Source organism: Staphylococcus croceilyticus (assembly GCF_002902575.1).
Classification (GTDB): Bacteria; Bacillota; Bacilli; order Staphylococcales; family Staphylococcaceae; genus Staphylococcus; species Staphylococcus croceilyticus.
Window position 1 is genome coordinate 80,716 of record NZ_PPRD01000014.1, and the last position, 20,790, is coordinate 101,505.

General features: G+C 32.9%; 25 protein-coding genes. 12 read left to right on the top strand and 13 right to left on the bottom strand.

Features of this window, described 5'->3' with window-relative positions; translation table 11 throughout:
* Positions 1-160: 160 nt before the first annotated feature.
* Genes CD128_RS03490 through CD128_RS11990 form a run of 4 tightly spaced genes read left to right on the top strand, consistent with a single transcriptional unit; the run spans position 161 to position 2,553 of the window.
* Positions 161-1,114 carry a zinc ribbon domain-containing protein gene (locus CD128_RS03490; RefSeq protein ID WP_103328695.1) on the top strand — a complete coding sequence of 318 codons (954 nt, stop codon included), beginning with the start codon at positions 161-163 and terminating at the stop codon, positions 1,112-1,114.
* Positions 1,101-1,703: a TcaA second domain-containing protein gene (locus CD128_RS03495; RefSeq protein ID WP_103328696.1), complete on the top strand. Its 603-nt coding sequence runs from the start codon at positions 1,101-1,103 to the stop codon at positions 1,701-1,703. The genes CD128_RS03490 and CD128_RS03495 overlap by 14 nt, the downstream gene beginning before the upstream one ends.
* Positions 1,700-2,422 carry a zinc ribbon domain-containing protein gene (locus CD128_RS03500; protein ID WP_135350987.1) on the top strand — a complete coding sequence of 241 codons (723 nt, stop codon included), beginning with the start codon at positions 1,700-1,702 and terminating at the stop codon, positions 2,420-2,422. The genes CD128_RS03495 and CD128_RS03500 overlap by 4 nt, the downstream gene beginning before the upstream one ends.
* Positions 2,423-2,430: 8 nt before the next feature.
* The gene (locus tag CD128_RS11990) at positions 2,431-2,553 is read left to right on the top strand and encodes a hypothetical protein (protein WP_269458895.1); all 123 of its coding nucleotides are present in this window, start codon (positions 2,431-2,433) and stop codon (positions 2,551-2,553) included.
* A 45-nt stretch (positions 2,554-2,598) separates the two neighbouring features.
* Here the strand turns inward: CD128_RS11990 and CD128_RS03505 are convergent, their stop codons facing one another.
* Positions 2,599-4,287: a CocE/NonD family hydrolase gene (locus CD128_RS03505; protein WP_103328698.1), complete on the bottom strand. Its 1,689-nt coding sequence runs from the start codon at positions 4,285-4,287 to the stop codon at positions 2,599-2,601.
* 162 nt (positions 4,288-4,449) lie between these two features.
* On the opposite strand from CD128_RS03505, the gene CD128_RS03510 reads away from it, so the two are divergent.
* The 4 genes from CD128_RS03510 (at position 4,450) to CD128_RS03525 (ending at position 7,698) form a co-directional block, all read left to right on the top strand.
* Positions 4,450-5,043: a TetR/AcrR family transcriptional regulator gene (locus CD128_RS03510; RefSeq protein WP_103328699.1), complete on the top strand. Its 594-nt coding sequence runs from the start codon at positions 4,450-4,452 to the stop codon at positions 5,041-5,043.
* An 858-nt stretch (positions 5,044-5,901) separates the two neighbouring features.
* Positions 5,902-6,426 (top strand): DUF3278 domain-containing protein, encoded by a 525-nt coding sequence (locus tag CD128_RS11790; RefSeq protein ID WP_135350988.1) that lies wholly within the window; start codon positions 5,902-5,904, stop codon positions 6,424-6,426.
* Positions 6,419-6,922 carry a DUF3278 domain-containing protein gene (locus tag CD128_RS03520; RefSeq protein ID WP_103328700.1) on the top strand — a complete coding sequence of 168 codons (504 nt, stop codon included), beginning with the start codon at positions 6,419-6,421 and terminating at the stop codon, positions 6,920-6,922. The genes CD128_RS11790 and CD128_RS03520 overlap by 8 nt, the downstream gene beginning before the upstream one ends.
* A gap of 59 nt (positions 6,923-6,981) precedes the next feature.
* The gene (locus CD128_RS03525; protein WP_103328701.1) at positions 6,982-7,698 is read left to right on the top strand and encodes an epoxyqueuosine reductase QueH; all 717 of its coding nucleotides are present in this window, start codon (positions 6,982-6,984) and stop codon (positions 7,696-7,698) included.
* A gap of 60 nt (positions 7,699-7,758) precedes the next feature.
* On the opposite strand, the gene CD128_RS03530 is transcribed toward CD128_RS03525, so the two are convergent.
* Both CD128_RS03530 and CD128_RS03535 read right to left on the bottom strand, forming a co-directional pair.
* Positions 7,759-8,052 (bottom strand): hypothetical protein, encoded by a 294-nt coding sequence (locus CD128_RS03530; protein ID WP_103328702.1) that lies wholly within the window; start codon positions 8,050-8,052, stop codon positions 7,759-7,761.
* A gap of 78 nt (positions 8,053-8,130) precedes the next feature.
* Entirely contained in the window at positions 8,131-9,198 is a 1,068-nt protein-coding gene (locus CD128_RS03535; RefSeq protein WP_103328703.1) for a quinone-dependent dihydroorotate dehydrogenase, read from the bottom strand.
* A 243-nt stretch (positions 9,199-9,441) separates the two neighbouring features.
* Between CD128_RS03535 and CD128_RS03540 the strand changes: the two genes are divergently transcribed.
* Entirely contained in the window at positions 9,442-10,296 is an 855-nt protein-coding gene (locus tag CD128_RS03540) for a fructosamine kinase family protein (RefSeq protein ID WP_103328704.1), read from the top strand.
* A gap of 52 nt (positions 10,297-10,348) precedes the next feature.
* Here CD128_RS03540 and CD128_RS03545 read toward each other — a convergent pair whose 3' ends face one another.
* The 6 genes from CD128_RS03545 to CD128_RS03570 form a co-directional block, all read right to left on the bottom strand.
* Positions 10,349-11,299, bottom strand: a complete 951-nt coding sequence (locus CD128_RS03545; protein WP_103328705.1) for an amidohydrolase family protein — start codon at positions 11,297-11,299, stop codon at positions 10,349-10,351.
* A gap of 6 nt (positions 11,300-11,305) precedes the next feature.
* Positions 11,306-11,932, bottom strand: coding sequence for a nuclear transport factor 2 family protein (locus CD128_RS03550; protein WP_103328706.1), 627 nt, complete (start codon positions 11,930-11,932; stop codon positions 11,306-11,308).
* A gap of 24 nt (positions 11,933-11,956) precedes the next feature.
* On the bottom strand, positions 11,957-12,793 hold the full coding sequence (locus tag CD128_RS03555; protein ID WP_103328707.1) for an alpha/beta fold hydrolase: 837 nt from the start codon (positions 12,791-12,793) through the stop codon (positions 11,957-11,959).
* Between the two features lie 162 nt (positions 12,794-12,955).
* The gene (locus CD128_RS03560) at positions 12,956-13,960 is read right to left on the bottom strand and encodes an amidohydrolase family protein (RefSeq protein ID WP_103328708.1); all 1,005 of its coding nucleotides are present in this window, start codon (positions 13,958-13,960) and stop codon (positions 12,956-12,958) included.
* A 42-nt stretch (positions 13,961-14,002) separates the two neighbouring features.
* Complete coding sequence (locus CD128_RS03565) at positions 14,003-14,707, bottom strand: SDR family NAD(P)-dependent oxidoreductase (protein WP_103328709.1); 705 nt, start codon at positions 14,705-14,707, stop codon at positions 14,003-14,005.
* Entirely contained in the window at positions 14,707-15,264 is a 558-nt protein-coding gene (locus CD128_RS03570; RefSeq protein WP_103328710.1) for a TetR/AcrR family transcriptional regulator, read from the bottom strand. The genes CD128_RS03565 and CD128_RS03570 overlap by 1 nt, the downstream gene beginning before the upstream one ends.
* A gap of 131 nt (positions 15,265-15,395) precedes the next feature.
* Here CD128_RS03570 and CD128_RS03575 point away from each other — a divergent pair, with 131 nt between their 5' ends.
* Genes CD128_RS03575 through CD128_RS03585 form a run of 3 tightly spaced genes read left to right on the top strand, consistent with a single transcriptional unit; the run spans position 15,396 to position 16,930 of the window.
* Positions 15,396-15,695 (top strand): DUF2316 family protein, encoded by a 300-nt coding sequence (locus tag CD128_RS03575; RefSeq protein WP_103328711.1) that lies wholly within the window; start codon positions 15,396-15,398, stop codon positions 15,693-15,695.
* A gap of 12 nt (positions 15,696-15,707) precedes the next feature.
* Positions 15,708-16,526 carry an NmrA/HSCARG family protein gene (locus CD128_RS03580; RefSeq protein WP_103328712.1) on the top strand — a complete coding sequence of 273 codons (819 nt, stop codon included), beginning with the start codon at positions 15,708-15,710 and terminating at the stop codon, positions 16,524-16,526.
* A gap of 26 nt (positions 16,527-16,552) precedes the next feature.
* The gene (locus CD128_RS03585) at positions 16,553-16,930 is read left to right on the top strand and encodes a VOC family protein (protein WP_103328713.1); all 378 of its coding nucleotides are present in this window, start codon (positions 16,553-16,555) and stop codon (positions 16,928-16,930) included.
* An 89-nt stretch (positions 16,931-17,019) separates the two neighbouring features.
* On the opposite strand, the gene CD128_RS03590 is transcribed toward CD128_RS03585, so the two are convergent.
* From CD128_RS03590 to CD128_RS03605, 4 genes are all read right to left on the bottom strand, one after another.
* Positions 17,020-17,889, bottom strand: coding sequence for a DMT family transporter (locus CD128_RS03590; protein ID WP_103328714.1), 870 nt, complete (start codon positions 17,887-17,889; stop codon positions 17,020-17,022).
* Complete coding sequence (locus CD128_RS03595; protein ID WP_103328715.1) at positions 17,886-18,299, bottom strand: NUDIX domain-containing protein; 414 nt, start codon at positions 18,297-18,299, stop codon at positions 17,886-17,888. The genes CD128_RS03590 and CD128_RS03595 overlap by 4 nt, the downstream gene beginning before the upstream one ends.
* 190 nt (positions 18,300-18,489) lie before the next feature.
* Positions 18,490-19,230: a DUF4811 domain-containing protein gene (locus CD128_RS03600; RefSeq protein WP_103328716.1), complete on the bottom strand. Its 741-nt coding sequence runs from the start codon at positions 19,228-19,230 to the stop codon at positions 18,490-18,492.
* Positions 19,231-20,748: an MDR family MFS transporter gene (locus CD128_RS03605; RefSeq protein ID WP_103328717.1), complete on the bottom strand. Its 1,518-nt coding sequence runs from the start codon at positions 20,746-20,748 to the stop codon at positions 19,231-19,233.
* Positions 20,749-20,790 lie beyond the last annotated feature (42 nt).

The following is a 20,790-nucleotide window of genomic DNA, read 5'->3' on the forward strand; positions in this document are numbered from 1 at the left end:
TGAATATACTTTCATAAAAAATAATGAAGAGATAAGTGTACATCATTGGAGATGACATACTTATCTCTTTTTTATATTTAAAATTATTAAAATAATATATTACGCAATATGATTTAATGGTATAATAACTTAAAATTTCATATTTCGGAGGTACATTAAGATGCAATGTCCAAATTGTGGTCAGACATATCAACCAGGAGATTTATTCTGCGGAGAATGTGGAACAAAATTGCCCGCTGCAACTCCACAATCAACGCTATCAACATCAGAATCATCAAACTTGGATCATAATCAAAGCAATACTCAGAAAGTAGTAACATCAACAACACAATCTACACCTAATGCTGAAAGTACAAGTGAAGTACATTCAAATCAGAATGTTCATTCTCAAAACGTAAATCAAAATGAACATTACCAATCGCAATATGCGCAAGGTTACCCATCATATCAACAACGCTATGCCCCAGGTCCGTTTACTTTTAAAGTCAGAGCAGTACTAAATGAAAGTAAACAGTTCTTCAGACAAGCATTTAGTAGTCATGATGCTACTATTAAAAGTCCACATGCCTTTAGTTATACTTTATTAATTTCTTTAATTATTCTAGGATTATTTATCGTAGGATTATTTGTGCATTCATTTATACCTGATGCCATTGAAGAATTCGGTATTACACGTACGTCAATTACTGCACGTATAGTTGTAGGTGTTGCTATTTTAACAGGTGTAGTAAGTATTGCGACGTTTGCCGTTATACGTTTAACAGTAGTGCAACCTATACCATTTAAGAAAGTACTTTCTGATTTTGTATTAGTGAATACACTTACAGTTTCTATATTGTTGTTAGGATTAATTTCTATCTTCCTTCAATTATATAAAGTTGGCGGTCTTCTTATAGTATTATCCTTCTTTGTATTAATTAGCGCAGGTATTTATTTAATTTCTAAATATAGTGCACATCAATTATTGCGTGTGCCAAGTTTTTACAGTTCAATTATTCTTATTATTATCGTGAGCTTGGTATTTTATTTCTACGGTTCATCACTTATTAACCAATTCTGGAGTACGAAGTATTTATGGGATATCTTAGGAAGTGGACGTCATGGCTTATTGTAAACATTGCGGAAGCAAAATAGTTCCGGGCCAGAAAGTGTGTACACAATGTGGAACTCGACTAGTCACAGAGACTAGTTCGGTTCCGCCTTTTCAAAATGAACCGAGAAAATCGAAAAAAATTTATATACTTTCTTCTATCATAGTGGTCACTTTAATTATTTCTTTATTAGTGGCTTTCTTTGTATTAAAACACCAATTATCACCTGAAAAAGACGCAGAACATATTGTTCAGGCTATAAAACATAAGGATGCTAAAACTTTATCTAAGTACTTAACATCTAAAAATAAAAATTTAACAGAAGAAGAGGCCAATGCTTTTATAGATGTGTTGAACCAATATGGACAACTTAATAGCTATGCAGATAAGATCGGAAAGGCGATATTAGAAGCTAAAGTAGGTCATTCAAGTGGAGCAATTGTATCTACTGATTTAAAAACACAACTTTTTAGTGCAGAAAAAAGAGGTAAAAAATATGTATTCTTTGATAAATATGTATATGATATACCTCGATTAGATGTGGCTATGTATTCTGAAGATGAAGGTACACTGACCTATACTCATAATGGAAAAAACATGATATCAAGTTGAAAAAGAAAAGTGTCGTAGATGTTGGAAACTTTACTATGGGCAATTATTCAATGCCTGCAGTGAAAAAAGTAAATGGTAAAGAGCGACAAGGAAAACTTTACTTAAATATGGCTGGAACACACACAGTAGTTAAAGAGGATTTTGGAGAAAAACGTGTGCGCATTGAAAGTATTGAAAATAGTAGTAAGTTTGATAGTGATGATATTCAAATTTATATCAATGATAGAAATCAAGGGGAATATGATAGCTCAAAAGATTATGGGCCATTTGGTGCAAATGAAGATGTTCAAATTTATGCTATAGGTAAATACGATAAAAACAAAACATTTAAAACTAATGTCGTAAATATTAAAGATAAAAAAGGTAATGAAATTTTAAATGGTTTAGTTGAGATTACATTGAAATTTAATGATAAAGAAATTGATAATTATAAAGAGCAAAAAGATAAAAATGAAGATAAAGAAATGGCAAAGTCCAAAGATGACGAAGAAGATAGTAAATCAGAAGATGAAGATAAAAATAAGAAAGAGAGTAAAGCAAAAGAAAGCAAAAGTAATGACATAGAAGAATCAGATGATGACTTCGATAAGCAGTCTACTAAATACTTTGATAATAACAAAGTGAGTAAAGAAACAGCTGACAAGGTAATGACTAAAGTCAAAAACTACGAAAAAGAGAAAGGCTACAGTGATTTAAAAAATATCATGTCAAAGATGTAGAAAAATATATGCAAATATATTTTAAAGTTAAACTCACTGATGAGAGTGGTAAGGTTGTTTATTATTATAGCGTATCCCCAGAAGGTGATGTTACTGAATATGATGAGAAAGATAATATCGTGCAACATTAATAAAGAGAGAAATCGCATTGATTTCTCTCTTACTGGTTAATTCTATTATTCAATCACTGGAATAATCAAGTGTGAATCATAATCGCCACCAGTATAAACTAAGTGATTACCTTTATTTACAGTTTCTTCGTGTTCGTAACGTGTTTTCATATTTGGTAGTGGTGTGCTATTACCTTTAATAATTTCGTTACCTTTAACAACGACTACTAGAGATTCGCCTTCTCTAAATAATGTACCAGATGGCAATAATTCGATTTCAACTGGCACAATTTCATTGGGGCTCACTTTATATTCATGTTCATGTGTATGCCATGGTTGTGCAATAGTAGATTTAGTTTTATCAAGTTCACGATGAGAAGCACGTAACCAGCCTGTTGCGACTTGTCCTTTTTCAATATGGTTGAAATCAGGGAAGTGAACTTCATTGCCTCTACGATCTAATTTTTTAATTCCCGCAAATAAATCTAAATCATCTGCTTTTTCAGCAGCTACCCATAATTTTAATTTCATATTACCCACGAGTTCTGTATCTTGATTGAAAGTATATGTGTAGCGTAATTCATCTTCATTACTTTCTGAGTTATAACTAGCAACTGCATCTGTTGATATAGATTCTTCATTAAGTGACATATCTGAATTATTTAAATATAAAGCTTGATAATTAGTGTTTGGAAGCGGGAAGTTCTCCGCTGTTTTGAATTGGCCACGATAGAATTTGTCACGAACTTCATAAATCACATGCGGTGTTTCTAACCAATCATTATCTTCTTCTTTTAGATAATAGTCGAAGAATTCTTTTTGACGTTCAAGATTTTCACGAGCATAATAACTTTCCCATTCTTTACGACCATGTACATAAAGCCATTTATTTTCAGAACTTGCTTGTTTAAACCCTTCGAAAGAACCTCTATTGTGTAAGCCTTGCGTAGACCAACTTGCGCAAGTTAACAACGGTGTAGTGATGTTAGAAAGTGGTGCTTGACGTTGTTTCCAGAAATCATCAAATAATGGATGGTCTTTTTGCGCTTGAATTAAGTCTTCGATATTTGGATTGTCTTCCCATCTTGCGAAGATACCTTGAATCCAGAAACGGAAGAATCCAGTATCTGGTATGCCACCATGAAAGGCAACTTCACGATACATATCGTTTAATCCTTCCCATGGAATCATTGCTTTTAAGTGAGGCGGATTTAGAGATGCTACCCACCATTGTGTTACAGCTAGGTAAGACACACCATTTGTACCAATATTACCGTTACTCCATTCTTGTTTAGCCGCCCATTCAATTACTTCATAATAATCTTCTGCTTCACGTTTAGACCAAGGAGATAAGACGCCATTAGAACCAGCGCTGCCTCGTAATGCGACTTTGACCACGACATAATCATTTGGCACCCAGAAACCAGGATCAGGAGATTCTTCAGGAGTAAAGCTTGATGTAGGAATAGAACCTAATGTTGGCCAAGCAGCCCCCATATTTGTAATTTTAGGTTTATTATCTTTGCCATACGTGTCCGCAGACATGACTACTGGAAATTGACCATCTTTATTTGGACGGAACACATTTACATATAATATTTCGTCATCTTTCATAGTAACAGGTACATCTTTTTCCATAATCATTTCTTGATTACCGTATTGCACGCTATCTACTACGATATGATTTAATCCTTCTTTTACTTCTTCCACATTTGTAACTTCTAATTTTGGATTTCCTAAATTATTTTTTATCATCTTAGTTCATCCTTTCTTTTTTGAAAATGCACTTCCGAATACACTTTCATAGTAAGGGTTAAAGTAAGAACATACAACAATCAACAGAGGGGACATTGTACGAAAACCAACAAAATAGATATAATTGTATAAGAACATACCGTATAAAGAGAGGTCTAAACTATGGTTCAAGATCGTAGAGTTAGAAAATCACAAAATGCAATTAAACAAGCATTTCTTGAATTACTTCATCAACATAATTTTAATGAAATAACAGTACAACAAATTACTGATTTAGCTGATATTAATCGTGGTACATTCTATACGCATTATTTAGATAAATATGATTTATTAGAAAAAATGGAAGATGAACAAGTGGAAAAAGTTAGAGTGTTTATTGAAGAAAGTAAACAAAACAGTGGAGGCAAATTTACTACTGATGATTTACGAGAAATAATGGAATTTTTAATTTCTCATATTGAAGAAAATATCGAATTTTATCAATTAATGTTTAAAGTTGGTAAAGATTCTACATTACATGAAAAACTATATAGCTTGCTAAATAATTACTTAAACAGCTTTACAAGCATGAAGGGAGAAATAAGCGGTATACCATTTTCATATTTTATGAGCTATGTTTCAGGAGCAGGATTATCCTTTTTAAGACATTGGGTAGAAGACAATCAACGTATACCTAAAGAAGATTTAATTAATTACTTTTATGACATCGTGAATCACGGTCCGGCCACTATTATACAAAGAGAAATTAATAAATAAATATAAAAATAAACGTTTTCTTAATTGCCGTTAAGAAAACGTTAGCCCAATAATAGATATTGGAGATACATATTGGCTTAGCTTTAAGTCAGTAATATGTCCTTAATTTTTACACCTAGAGAAGTCTAGGTATTTTTTACTGCTCGTATGATAAGAGCTATAAAATGAACTTATTACGTTATGATATGTTTCCAAAACTATTATTCCCATTGGGTGTGAGGGGAAATCATGATAACTATTTATATAATGGTTCATCTTCCGATAAATAAGCAATCCAGTTATTTTTATAACTAAAGCCCTCTCAAAACACTAAGTGCGTTTTGTTACAATTACTATAATATAATATTGATATATAATCAAATTATACTATATTAGATATATGTTATTTTACATACAATGTTAAATTTTATTCTATGGAATACGATGTATAATTGATATCATAAAAATGAGGGAACCTATTACGTTATTGTGTACCTCCAACTCTATTAATCCTATTGGGTGAGAGGAGGAGATCATGATGACAATAAATATAATGGTTCATCTACCAATGAATGAACTTCTATTAATGTCGGGTTATTTAATTATCTTAATATTTAAATTAAAATAAAAAAAATAAACGTTTTCTTAACTGCCATTAAGAAAACGTCGGCCCAATAATAGATATTGGAGATACATATTGGCTTGGTAAAAGTCAGTAATATGTCCTTTATTTTTACACCTAGTCAGTCTCTCAAAATTGTCTAGGCGTTTTTTATTACATTTATTGTACCATAACACTATGAAATCAGCAAATTATAGTTAATTGTGTCGTTTATATTTGACATAAAGAAGCTATTAGTGATTTAGAGGTGATTAATAATGGCTAATTTTCGAGATAAGATGATTAATCGAGTAATCGGAACTACAAGTGAACGAGATGAGAGAGAACAGCAAGAAATTTATGCACAGTTTACCACTGCTTTTTTAATTGCTTATTTTGGATTATTAATATTAGTAACAATTAGTTTAATTAATGATGTTGTAGTGCAGCGTGTTAATATTCCTACCATTGGAATATTTGTCCTGTTCTTTGTGGTTAATATATTTTTACTGATTGGTATTAGAAAGAAAAAACTAGATGAAGAGCGTGTATATTCTAAAGAAGAATATCAACAGTTATTAAAGAAACATAAGATGAGTTGTGTGCTAGCAACAGTAATATTTGGCGCTTTTATGATGCTATTCGATTTAATTCAACTATATTTTTCTCATGAAGCTATTGAATTAGGTATGCTTTTCTTCAAAAATATTATAGCTGGTTTAATGTTTGGATTACTTGCATACTTTTTAGGAAAAAGCAAAATTATAAAAGAATACAAAAAAGGGGTAGAGCATAATGAATAAATTTAATGAAAAATTATTTAACTGGTTTACTCAAAATTCTACTGGCAGAGACGAACGTGAACAAAGCGTATTAGAACATAATCTAGCTATTATGTTTTTATTAACATATATTGTTATTGCGATATTAAGTTTTATAAGTTTTCTTGTGGATGCCACTAAAAATTCAATAAGTTTCGGAACAATAAGTCTTTTAGTTTTATTTGCGCTATTAACTATTGTTTCATTATATATAAATAGAAGAAATCGTTTAGACGAATCTAAAGTTTACTCTCGAAAAGAATATCAAAATTTAATAAAGAAAAAGGCTATTAAATGTATATTTTTAGTATTCTACTTTGCTATAGTGACGTTTATTTTAACTGGGGTGCTCTTCCCGTATATTTTCCATGAGGCGCCTCATTTTCAAAGTCAGTTTGTGAAGTGTTGTATCTCAGGGTTATTATTTGGCGGTATAATGTTTATCTATTATGTACTAATGATAAAGAAAGAATATTGATATATTAAACTCCTTAAATATTATATAATTAATTTATAGAATATTTAAGGAGTATTTTTATGTTAAAAGCTGATCCGATTATAGCGAAAATGAAGAATCAAAAAATTAACTATGACAGAGTATTGAAAAAGTTAATTAATCAATGGGAACGCCAAGAATTACGTCCTAAAATTCTACTCCATAGCTGTTGTGCACCGTGTAGCACCTATACACTAGAGTATTTAACACAATATGCAGATGTAGCAATTTATTTTGCTAATCCTAATATTCATCCTAAAAATGAATATTTACGTCGCGCTAAAGTTCAAGAACAATTCGTTAAAGATTTTAATGCTCGAACTGGCCAGAATGTTCAATATATTGAAGCGGAATATAAACCTCATGAATTTATGAAAATGGCAAAATCTCGTGGTTTAACTGATGAGCCAGAAGGTGGATTACGTTGTACAGCATGTTTTGAAATGCGTCTAGAATTAGTGGCAGAAGCAGCAGTGAAATATGGGTATGACTATTTTGGTAGTGCGTTAACATTATCACCTAAAAAGAATGCGCAACTTATTAATGAATTAGGTATGGAAGTTCAAAATATATATGATGTGAGCTATTTACCAAGCGACTTTAAGAAAAATAAAGGTTATGAGCGATCGATTGAAATGTGTAATGATTATAATATCTTTAGACAGTGTTATTGTGGTTGTGTCTTTGCTGCTATGGCACAAGGTATTGATTTTAAAACGATTAATCAAGAAGCAAAAGCATTTCTTCAACAATTTTAAATACCATAAAAATATCCCAACTTGAGCTTATATTTTAAATCAAGTTGGGATAATTATTTTTTATATTGTACGGTTGATAAAACGAATAATAGCTAAAACTGCGATGATTCCTGTAGAAAGAAGGCCGACTATTTTTAGACCTTTTTTCTGTTTTTCAGGTTCAGGATCTTCATTTTCCATCATTTCTAATAATTCACGTTCGATTTCAAGATCGAGGGCAGTTTTTTTCTCTCCGTTATAGCCAATACTATTATCGTCATCATCATGTTGTTTGGTATTTTGCGTAGAAGTTTCGGTTTCTTTTGTCGCTGATTGTTGGTTAGCTGGATTTTTCTCTTTATCTTCTATAGCCATGCAATACTCCTCCGATAAACTTTCTTATCTTTGGTTTCAGTATATTACTTTCTGTCGGGAAGTAAAGTATATTTATGATTATTTGGCGTCTAAACCAATAATCTCACTTACGTTATTATAGTTGTTTTGTTTTAAATAAGTCGCGATGTCTTTATTGATTTTCTTAGTTAATCCAGGTCCTTCAATGACTAAAGATGAATAAATTTGTACTAATGATGCACCATTTCTCATCATTTGAATTGCATCTTGTGCACTAAAGATACCACCTGTACCAATAATTAAGAATTCACCATTAGTTTGTTGGTACGCCCATTTCACTAACTCTAAGTTTCTTTTGAAAAGGGGTTTACCACTTAGGCCGCCATCTTCCACTTTATTAGATGATGTTAAGTCGTCACGTTTACGTGTAGTATTGGCTAAGATCATACCGTCAAATGTTTCTGTAATCGCTGGTAAAATATTTTTAAAACCATCGAGTTCTAAATCTGAAGTTAATTTTAAGAAAATAGGAACATTAACTTCGGTATGAGCTTTAAAATCTTTCAATGCTTGACATAACATTGAAAATTCATCTTTATCATGGAAACTTTGTAAATTCTCAGTATTTGGAGAACTAATATTAACAGTGAAGAACGAGACATCAGCTTTAAATGTATCAATTACTTTGATGTAGTCTTGATAGCGTTCATTATAAGGTGTTGTTTTATTTACACCTACATTTAAGCCAACAGGGATGTTGTACGCATGACGACGTAAGTTCCACAACGCTCTATTCATACCAATGTTATTGAAGCCCATGCGGTTAATTAACGCGTTATCTTCAATTAAACGATACATACGTGGTTTTGGGTTACCGTCTTGCGGTTTAGGTGTAATACCGCCTAACTCTAAGGCACCGAAACCAGCATGTTGAAGTGCTTTAGGTACCTCACATGATTTATCGAAACCTGCAGCTAAGCCAACAGGGTTATTAAATGTAATACCTTTAATGGTTTGAGATAGTGATGGGTTATCATAAGTGAATAGTTTGTGGATGATTGGTAATAAGAAAGGTTGTTTTTGTGCAAACTTCAAAGCGTCGATAGTCATGCCGTGTGCTTTTTCAGGGTCGAATTTGAATAAAAGTGGTTTAATTAATTTGTACATAATAATGCTCCTATTTCATTGTATTTGAGGCTTACTATCCTCATTTAATATCATTGAAAAACATTCTTATATTAGACTAGCATTTTCACCAGTAATTGCATAGTTAAATTCTTTAGTGTTTGAAAATTTGCCTTAACTTTAATTACAAATTTGAATAAAGAGATTTTCGTGAAAGATTAGCGGAGGCATTTTCAGGAAATATAATAATTAAATACTGATAAAAAATCTAAGGAGGCTAACATCATGAAAAAAGAATGGCAAGACCAATTACCGTTAGATCATATACAAGACATTGCACCAGTGAGTGGTGGGGATGTGAACGAAGCGTTTAAGGTAACGACGCAAGATGATACGTATTTCTTATTAGTTCAACGCAATCGTGACAAGTCTTTCTATGCAGCGGAAATTGCGGGACTTAATGCGTTTGAAGAAGCGGATGTAACAGCGCCACGCGTCATTGCGAATGGTGAAATTAACGGTGATGCGTACTTAATCTTAAGCTATTTAGATGAAGGAACGAGCGGAAGTCAACGTGAGTTAGGGCAACTTGTAGCTAAGATGCATAGTCAACAACAATCGGATGGACAATTTGGATTTGATTTGCCACATGAAGGCGGGGATATTTCATTCGATAATTCATGGTCCGATTCATGGATTGAAATCTTTGTGGAACGTCGCATGGATCACTTAAGAGATGAATTGATGCGTAAAGGGCTATGGAACGAAGAAGATAATAAAGTGTATGAACAAGTGCGTACTGTAATGATAAATGAATTGGAGGCGCATCGTAGTAAACCGTCGTTATTACATGGCGATTTATGGGGCGGCAATTATATGTTCCTTAAGGATGGGCGTCCGGCGCTATTCGACCCAGCACCATTTTACGGCGATAGAGAATTTGATTTAGGCATTACCACTGTGTTTGGTGGCTTTACCCAAGAATTTTATGATGAATATGAGAAACATTATCCTTCTGGAAAAGGCGCACGTAAACGTTTAGAATTTTATAGATTATATTTATTTATGGTGCACTTACTTAAATTTGGCAATATGTATGCAAGTAGCGTTAACCGCTCAATGGATGAAATATTAGCATAAAGATATAAATTATGGAGGCATAGGTATCAATGTACCTATGCCTCCATATTTATTATTCACCATCTGTAACTGTTTTGATCAACTGTTTACCATTGTCATATAACATTTTTTCGAGTTCGTGACGTGAGATTAATTCTGTTGATTCAAGTTCATCCGCTAACATTGTAACAACTTGATCTGTTGTATATGGTGCATCTGAACCATATACGATTTTATCCATATCTACGCATTGAGCAAGATTTGGCAGTTGATAGGGTAATACTTTTCCAGCTAAATCGAAATAAAGTTCCTTCATTACTTGTTCTAAATCATCAGGTTGACGTTCGCTACCAAACATCTTATTACCCATAGCGACGCGTTGCGCAATCACTGGTAATAATGCGCCACAATGAGGGACAATCCACTTAATGTTTGGATACTTACTGAACACATTGTTTTGACTCATATAAATGATAGTACGTGTTGTATCAAAGATGAATTCCATTAATGGTGCAGGAACGACTTCACTCATCGCTTCAATATTTGGTTTCGGTTCATTAGGGTGCAATGCAACGAGTGCGTGACGTTCATTTAACTTAGCTAATACACTATCTAAACGGTCATCACCGATATAGATTCCGCGTGCATTAGTAGGTAAAGTGAAACCTAATGCACCTTGCTGATCCAACGCTTCATCAATAGTCGTAATACTTTCATCCACTAACGGTAATGGCAATGTCGCAAAGAACCCTAATTGCTCAGGATATTTATGAGTGAAAGAAGACGCATAGTCATTTACTTCTTTCGCTAATTCAACCATCTCATTATCAGGAGCAGCACTGATGTGAGGGCTTGAAATAGAGAGTACACCATATTCAATTTCCATACGATTCATTAAATCTAAATATCCCTCAGGAGAGAAGGCAGGTGTTGCTACACCGTCACCTTTACCATTGAAATATTTATCTAAGAATTTTGAGAATCCAGGTGAAATATAATGTGCATGTAAATCAATTTTCTTCATATCTATTTACGCTTCCTTTTCTTTAAAAGTTAACCAACTGTCGATTTCTTCATAATATGCGTTGACCTCATCTGGTCGATCAATACCTTGAAGTTCGCTGTTTACGTCATAACCAATTTCATTTAAAGCATAAGACAAGCATGCGTAACTTTGTCGATAGCCTTCAAAATCTTGTTTAGGTAAATTAATGGTCGTTGGTTTGATCGGTGTTAAGCTGTCTTTTTCATAAATACATTCAAGACGCGTAATGTACCAAACACCTTGGTCATCTTTTTCAACGCAATAAACTAACTTGGCATCAGATTGAAGTTCCATCTCCACATTCTGAATCGTTAAACGTGTTTGAATCGTTGCTTGCATAATCGCTACCGCACGTGTGTCGTTAATCCAAATTTGTGAATTATGAATTTGATGTGGTGCGTATCGATTCATCTCTTTTGAAGAAACAACGAATTCATGACCTGTTCCTTTAAACCATGAAATATTAACGTAGGAATCATCAGCGAAACATGACGCCATGCTATTCCATAGTGAATTATCACGACAGAAACGCTCAAATTGAATCAGTTCTAGAATGTCTTCTTTCGCTAATAACGTTTCATTCGTATACGGCTTATTTCTTGTGAAAAGCACAGTCCGAACACTCCTTTATGTTGGTTATCCCCACATTTCAAGTACTACATTTGCGAAACCTTCTGGCTCTTGAACATAACCAAGGTGGCCACCAGGGATATCAACGATTTTGATGCCAGTTTGTTCAGAAATGTAGAAGTTGACTTCTTGAGGGAATGAATCTCTAGAAGCGGTACCATTTAATAAAGTAATGATATCTTTATGTTTGTTTAAGTCTTCGATAGAAATATCTGATTCAGTATATTGACGAATTTCATATTTGAACCAACCTAACATTTCTTCAAAGCGTTTTTTACTTTCAGCGTCGTCTTCAGCTTGCGCCGGTTTAGACATATATTGTTGGTCAAGTTTACTAGTATTTAATGTTTCACCGAATAATTTCATTGCTTGAGGCATGCCTTCGTTGACAGCAATATCAATAATTTCAGCATTTTTATCTTGCCAATACTTAGCATTTGGTAAGAATGTATTGATTGGTGGTTCGTGGAAAGCAATGCGTTTAACAATATCAGAGTGTTCTTTTAATACGTGCATTGCTACGATGGCACCTGAACTTGAACCTAATACATAGACAGGTTCGTCGCTTAAGTGTTTTGCTAATTCTGCGATGTCTTGAGCGTCGCGTTTAACACGGTAGCGACTGTCTGGGTTTGATACTTCATCTGGTAGGGGTTCTGTTAATTCGCTTTGACCATAGCCACGACGGTCTACAGCAACAACTGTGAATTTGTCTTTTAATTGTTGTGCAAATGGCATGTAGATATCGCCTGTGCCGTTAGCGCCAGGAATGCAAATTAATACCGGTCCATTTCCTACTTTGTGATAACGTAATTTAGCACCTTTTAATTCTAAAGTTTCCATATATATAACCTCCGATTAATATATTTTTTATCTTAATTCTTGAAAATGTTCTAAGATAGAGGGTCACTCGTTTAAGTTGTGTCACTTTCCGGTGGAAAAGGCTCAAGCCTGTAGTCTTGAGACTCTTTCTTTTCCACTAGGATTATCCACAACTACACTTCTTTATTTATCTAGGCCTAGTAATTTAGCCCCGTTTTTATAACTAATTTTTTCCTGTTCTTCTTCAGTTAAACCTAATTCGCTTAAGAAAGTACCTAAGTTTTCAGGTTCTACATAAGGATAGTCTGCTGAGTAAAGAATTCGATCAACACCAACTTCTGTTTTAATTAAGTCGAATTGTGGTTTTGTTAACATACCACTTGGTGTGATATAGAAATTATTTTTGAAATAATAGCTAATAGGGTGTTTTAAGTGGTCAGCAAATAAGATATTATCCATACGTTCTAAGAAGAATGGTACGAATTCGCCCCAATGTCCAATGATTAAGTTTAGGTTAGGGTAACGGTCTAAAATACCTGCTAATACTAGGTGAATTGCATGAATCCCTACATCAACATGCCAACCATAACCGAAACAAGCAAATGTTGCGGCAGTCACATCAGGATAATTACCTTTGTAATACGCTTGATACACATCGCTAGGCACTGGTGATGGGTGTAGATAAATTGGTGCATCCATTGCTTCAGCTGCAGCGAATAAACCATCGTATTCATCTTGGTCTAAGAAACCACTCTTAGGATGACCCATAATTAAGGCGCCCTTAAATCCAAGTTCATTTACGCAACGTTTAAATTCTTCGATAGCAGCTTCTGGTTCATTAATAGGTAATGTCGCAAAGCCTACGAAGCGGTCAGGATGTTCTTGTACATATTCTGCTAAAGTGTCATTTGCTTTCTTACATAATTCGATAGCTCGTTCGCCTTCTAAGTTAGAAGGCGCACCGTTACCGTAAGATAAAACTTGCATTTGAACATCTTGTTCATCCATGAATTTGATACGTTTATCATGATGTTTAATTTCGTCTGCATCAGTAAAACCAGACTTTTGTTCTAAACCTTCAAGCATTGTCTTCATTGGGACACCTTTAGAATCAGATGACATGTGTTTCATTGTTTCCTGTTGGATTTCATCTACAACATAATGTTCTTCAAAGTTAATACTTTTCATTTGAAAAAGCCTCCTAGATATTAATTATTCATAAAGGTTAAATTACCAAGGCATTGTGCCGTTACCATCGATGAATGTACCAGTTGGACCATCTTTATCAATTGTTGCAAGTTTTACAATTGGAATCACACCTTCAGAGGCTGGTTTAGAGTTATTACTGAAGTCACCAACTAAATCAGTGTTTGTTGAACCTGGGTCTGCAGCGTTAATTTGAATATGCGGTAAACCTTTAGAGTATTGCAATGTTAACATTGTGACTGCAGATTTAGATGAACAGTAAGCGAGTGAGTTCACTTTAGATTCTTGTGTGTCTGGGTTAGTTACCATACCAAATGAACCTAAACCACTACTTACATTTACTACAACAGGTTGTTCTGACTTTTCAAGAAGTGGAACAAATGTATGCATCATTCTTACAATACCAAAGACGTTTGTGTTATAAACTTTCTCCACGTCTTCAACAGTTAAATCTGCAGGTTTAGCGAACCCGCCAGAGATGCCCGCATTATTAACTAATACGTCTAAATGTCCTTCTTTATCTTTGATTGTGTTATAAGCATTTTGAACTGAAGTGTCATCTGTGACATCAAGTTGGACGTAATCTACGCCAAGTTCCTCAGCTGCTTTTTGACCGCGTGCTTCATCACGAGAGCCAATATAAACTTTATGGCCTTGTTCTTTTAGTTCTTTCGCTGTTTCAAAGCCTAAACCTTTATTTCCACCAGTAATTAAAGTGATTCTTTCCATTATTCTGTCACCTCATTAGGTAAATATAGTCGAATTAAATTATCACGGAATGTTTCATTTGATAATTGTCTTACATTTTTTTGAAATTCAAATGTTGCAGTTGTTAAAGATTTTAAAAGCATGTCTGTTTTGAATATAGCCCATGCATCGTTATCGTAATCATTAAATAAGTCAAAATAATACTGATTTAAATTCTTGAAAAAGTTACTTGCTCTGAATAATTGAGCATTATCGTTACCTTCAATACAAGTAAGTAAATCGCTATTATCCGTTTTAAATTGTAAAAATATGTCGAGTGAATGGCTCATAATATCTTTTTTAGAAGTATAGCGTTGTTTAATTTCAAGCATTTGATTCATAATGTCGTCGAAGTCGTGTTCAATAATGTGGTAACATAAATCTCCTTTATCTTTAAAATGACGATAAAGGGTGCCCATACCAATATTTAGTTCTTTAGACAATCGATTCATGCTTACATTATCTACGCCTTCATCACGAAACAATTCAATCGCTTTATCTTCAATACGTTGCCGATTCTTTAATGCATCTTTACGCATCATACCACCTCTTTAAAATTCATATTATTGACAAACGGATAATGCTCCGTTTATTATAAAACGTGTTAATTTATATTTCAAATATTTAAGTTTTGGACATTGGAAAAATTTTTAGAAAAGAGTGGATGAAGATGTCATTAAATAAAGAACAAAGACGTGTGACAAGTGAAGAACTTAAAGCTCATTTCCATGAATCAACGTTAAGTTTAGAAAATATTGCCGGAGAGATGAATATTTCTGTGGAAGATGTGGAAAAGGTATTGAACATGGATGCGCCAAATGGCTTCTTTGGAAATAAATTACAAAAATTTATTCATTTAGTTTGGGACATTCGTGACTTAATTAATAAAGATATAAAAATGAATGGTGATACACCTAAAGAATACACGTACTTAAAGGGCGAAAAAGAAGATTATTGGTTCTTACAATAGGAGAGATAAGTAATGGATAAAAGTATTTTAGTTATTGGCGCTACAGGAAAACAAGGTAATGCAGTAGTCAAACAATTATTAGAAGATGATTGGAAAGTACGTGCCTTTACACGTAATAAAAATAATGACAAATTAATATCTATTGATAATGAAAACTTAGAAATCTTCGAAGGCGACTTAAGTAATGAGGATAGTTTAAAACAAGCAATGAAAGGTCAATACGGTGCTTATAGTGTTCAACCTATCATTGTTGATAATGTAGAAGAAGAATTACGCCAAGGCAAAATGATTATTCATATAGCAGAACAACAAGGAGTAGAATACATGGTTTACAGTACAGCGGGTGGCGTGAACCGTGATCGCACAGGCCCTCACTTTGAAGCACTTGCTAAGATTGAGAATGAGCTTAAAGCAAGCTCATTAAACTACACAATCATTAAACCATCGTTCTTTATGGACAATTTCTTAAGAATTACTAAAGTTGAAGATGGTGAAATTATTATCCCAGAATTTATTAACCGAGATGTGAAATTTGCGATGATTTCATCTATCGATATCGCTAGAATTGCTGCTAATATTTTCGCAAATATTGAACGTTTTAATCATCAAGCTATCGAAATTGCTTCAGATGAACTTACATTAAATGAAGTAGTGAGAACATTTGCCACAGTTACTGGTAAACCTACAGAAATTAAAGGGTCATTTTCAAGTGGCACTGCTGAACGTGGCTGGCTTGAAGAGAAAGGTTATGTAGTTGATTTCAATCAAATGGACGACATCAATCCAAATCACTTAACGCTAGAACAATGGATTAATAAAGTAGGTTTCTAATTTTTTTGGAAAATGAGGTAATGCACATGATTCAATCAATGTGGTTTAATTTGCACGTAGAAGATTTGGAACGTAGCAAACAATTTTATAAGAATTTAGGATTTGAAATAAATAAAAATCCAGATATGTTAGATAAAATGTTAGGAATTCAAATAGGGAAAACTATTGTTATCTTAATTGAGAATAATCATTTTGAAAAAGTTACGCATGATGCAGTATCTTCTCAACCTAATGAAGTAATCATTTCATTAGGAGTCAAAACAAATGAGGAAGTAGATGTCTTAATTAAAAAAGTTGTAGAGTCAGGTGGCAAAGTGATAGATGAACCTGGTGTATACCAAGGCTATTACGGTGCAACTTTTGCAGATCCAGATGGACATAAATATAATTTCTTAGTTTGTTAGTTAAATAAATTTTATAAATTGAATCAATTCATATGCCCCCAAAGTTAGGTTGAAGTCTAATGTTGGGGGCACTTTTAATAAAAAAGTTATTATGAAGACGTTTTTTTATCTTTATATAGATTCATATAAATGATAGAAATAATGATTAATATTGCACCGGTTATAAATTTAGGCGTCAATGGTAAAGGGAAAAATGGAAAAGAAAATATAAACACGAATATAGGATTGAGGGTTCTGATAATATTCGCTTCACGAAATGAAATGTATTTAAGACCTTCATAGAATAATAACAGTCCTATTACGCCACTACACAAAGCAGAAAGTAAAATAGAAAATAAACCTATACCTATATGTATAGTATGTAAATGATTCGTCACAATTAATATGATGCCTAATAACAAAGTAGAAGTCGCTTGATTGTATAGCAGAATGGTTTTTGAATCGATGTTATTTACGGTCTTTTTAGCTAACATATTCGTTAATGCAAAAAAGAATGTATAAGATAGGGCGGCAATCACACCTAATATACTGTTAAAATCACCTGAAAAATGAGTGATTAAAAATGAACCTATGATAGCAAACGCAATAGGAAGTGCATCATGTTTAGATAACGTTTCATTCAGAAAGAGCACTGAAAGAAGTAACGCAAATATAATATAAAATCTTCCTAATAATCCTACGCTAACTGGATCTAACAAACTTAAACTTACATATTGAAGTAAAATGCCTATTGTATTAGTAATACCTAATAACCAAATAAACTTATTGTGATGTATTTTAATTCTACTTTTAGCAAGTAATACAGTTATTAATAATATTAAAGTTGAAAATAAAGCATTTAAAAAACTCGCTTGGATAGGTGACAAATCAGTGAGTGAAACTTTATTTAATATGGGCGTCAAAGACATGATAGCTACGGAAATGATATTAAATAAATAACCTTTTTTAGTATTATTCATGACGCGCCTCTAAATATTTCTTCATATAATCCATCTTGAAACGATAATACACTTTTATCTAGTGGTTCTTTCGTAAGTATTCTTTCAGTAGTTTCTGATTCTTTGGGAATATCTTCAAAATAACTTACTTCAGCTTTCACAATTGTAGTAGTATGCCCGTTAGGAAGTACATAGTATCCTATATATTCAATATCACTTTCATTGATAATGGCACCAGATTCTTCATAAGCTTCTCTAATAGCAGTCTCATTCATCGTTTCATTATTATCAATCTTTCCTCCAGTCAATTCCCACGCTCTTTTTTTATTCTTAACAAAAACGAATTGGTCTTGATAGGTTAAGACAATTAACACAGAATCATAGTTTGTCACTGTCTTGTTAAATTGAAGATTGATTTGGTCTATATTCATTTTCTTGAACCTCCTTTATATTCCATAACTCACACTAACTCGTATAAATATATTATTTTATATTTATATAATAATAAAGTTAATTATATAACTTTTTTCGAAAAAGGGTACTCAGTTCTTTGAAAATACATAAAGAAATGCCCACAAAGTCGTAGAATTTGTGGGCAATCTATGGAATTAAAATTTAAATTTACTTAAGCATTTCTTTAATTTGTTGTGTAGCTAAACGTTGTTTTTCCGTGTTTAAATAATCTTTCATTTCTTTTTCAGAAGCCTTAGGATGTTCTTTTTTATAAGATATCATTTTCTTTTGAAGTGCCTCTTTCATTTTATCTTGTGATTTAGATGACATCGATCGTTGTTGTTTTTGAAGTTTTTTCGCTTCTTTTGCGTCTAAGACTACCCATGTGTCACTTGGCACAGTTACTACTGATGTTTGTTTAATCAGTTCTTTATCCTCTTTACCGTAATCAAATAAATAGCGATAATAATCATTTTTCCAAGTCCAGTATTCTTTTTTAGTTTTTACTGTAGCTTTATTGACGTTAGATGTTTCATAATATGCTACTTTCTTTACTGAGTCAGATACATCTTCTTTGTTAGTACTTGGTTTAAAGTGAGCAGATGGTTTATCATCACTTTGTTTATCTTTATACACCATGACATAGTTATAAGAATTATTACCAATTTCATTTGCAATTAACATATTCGTAGGTGATTTGTCTGAACCAGCTGAATATATTTGTTTCTCTGGTTCATTGACTGTCGTTTTTTCCATACCGAAGTGATGTGTCATATTTAACACAATGCCGATGATTAAACCTATGAATAATAAAGTTGTAATTGAACCTAAAATATAACGAGTAAGTTTATGTGGAATGAGTAGCCATGATGCAAACATAGCTATTGTTAATACTATTAAAATAATCATTTATTTTTCCTCACTTTCTGAATTATTCATTTTCAAGAAAGGAACAATTATTAAACCAATTACTGCAAAAGCTACACCTATTAAGAAAGCTGTGTTAAATCCATCAATAGAAGCTTGTTGTGCGTGTTCGGCAAACTGTAATGGATTAGCATCTTTTAAACTTTTAGATGGCATATTATTGTTAATTATGTTTTGTGTAATAGATGTAAGTAAAGCTACAGCAATAGAAGATGCAACTTGTCTAGCAGTGTTGTTTGATGCAGTACCATGTGTACCCATTTCAGTTGGAAGTGCATCCATTGCATTTGTAGTTAATGGCATCATCATTAAAGCAACACCAAACATACGAATTGAGTATAAAACCAAAATAAGTGTAGGCGATGTTGTATCAGTTAAAAATCCAAATGGTAATGAAGCAAATGATAAAATTAAAAATCCAACAAAGGCTAAACGTTTTATACCTACTTTGTTATAAAGGGCACCAGAAATGGGTGATATAAAACCTAACATTAATGCGCCGGCTAATAATGTTAAACCAGATTTAAAAGGTGAGAACCCATGAATATTTTGTAAATAAGTTGGTAACATCATTTCGACCCCGTACATCGCCATAGTAACGACGATAAGTCCGATTGTCGCAACTACAAACCCTTTAGATTTAAATACACGTAAGTCTAAGAATGGATCGTCTAATTTAAATTGACGTATACAGAACCAAGCTATAATAATTAAGCTAATTGTTAATGGTAATATGACGTAATTGAAGCTTCCCCATCCTTCGCTAGAGACATTTGAGAAACTCCATAAAAATAGTCCAAATCCAATGCTAGAGAGAATAAGAGATAAGATGTCTAATTTGATTTTTCTATTTGGTATGACGTCTTTCATGAAGATGAAACTTAAAACGAATGCAATAGCAACAACAATAATTGGGATGACAAATATATTTCTCCATGAATCACTAATTGTTAGTCCTAAAATGACGTGGTCTTTATCTAGTATCCATCCAGCAAATGTTGGTCCAAGTGCTGGTGCAAGACCTACAGCTAAACCACTTAGTCCCATTGCAGTTCCACGTTTATTTGGTGGAAACATATTAATAATAATAATTTGCATTAAAGGCATCATTAAACCAACAGCGATTGCTGTAACGATACGACCAGTTAAAAATATAATCCAACTATCACTATTTGATGGAGCGATAGCTGTTAAAACTAAACCGACTAATAAAATGCCGTATGCAATGACGTGTAGCCATTTAGTAGAAAATCGTGTAGCTAAGTAAGCTGATACAGGCACCATTATTCCGTTCGCTAATAAGAACCATGTAGTAGCTTGTTGAGCTGTACTGAAATCTATATCAAAGTCTTTCATTAATGTTGGTAGTGCAGTACCCAATGATGTTTGCATTAAAGCTCCAGCAAATGTTGCAAGCAAAATCACAACCATGACCATGAATTTACTATATGGTTTTCCATGAGTATCTAAATCGAATTTTGTATTTATATTCTCTGACATAATAATCCTCCTTTAAAAGTACTGATTAAATGTAACAACTTT